We start from the raw sequence: 382 nt of genomic DNA, 5'->3' as shown, positions 1-382 counted from the left end.
CTCTACTCCTACGCCAGTGAGGCCGACACCACACAGACGGCGTTCGCGCTTTCGTATGTTGCGACGAGCTTCGGGGCCGTGTTCGCCGGCGACTGGCTCACACTCATCTTCTTCTGGGAGCTGATGGCCGTCACCAGCACGCTGCTGGTGTGGCACTACGGCGGCAAGGCAGTCCGGGCCGGCTTCCGGTACGCACTGCTGCACGGCCTGGGCGGCACGCTGTTGATGGCCGCCATCCTCCGGCACTACGTCGAGGTGGAGACGTTCCTGTTCGCGTCGGTGCCGGGCGGCCCGGAGACGGCCGGCATCACGTCCGGGCTGGCCGCCGCGCTGGCCGCGATCGGTATCGGCGTCAACGTCGGCTTCATCGGCCTGCATGCGT

1 protein-coding gene is annotated in these 382 nt (G+C 68.1%); it reads left to right on the top strand.

The features are described from left to right. A partial coding sequence (locus FY251_RS22245) for a proton-conducting transporter membrane subunit (protein ID WP_305037602.1) occupies positions 1 to 382 on the top strand: 382 nt, incomplete at both ends.

The organism is Haloferax sp. KTX1, assembly GCF_902410085.1.
GTDB classification, from domain to species: Archaea; Halobacteriota; Halobacteria; order Halobacteriales; family Haloferacaceae; genus Haloferax; species Haloferax massiliensis.
This window is presented reverse-complemented; position numbering and strand designations above follow the sequence as displayed.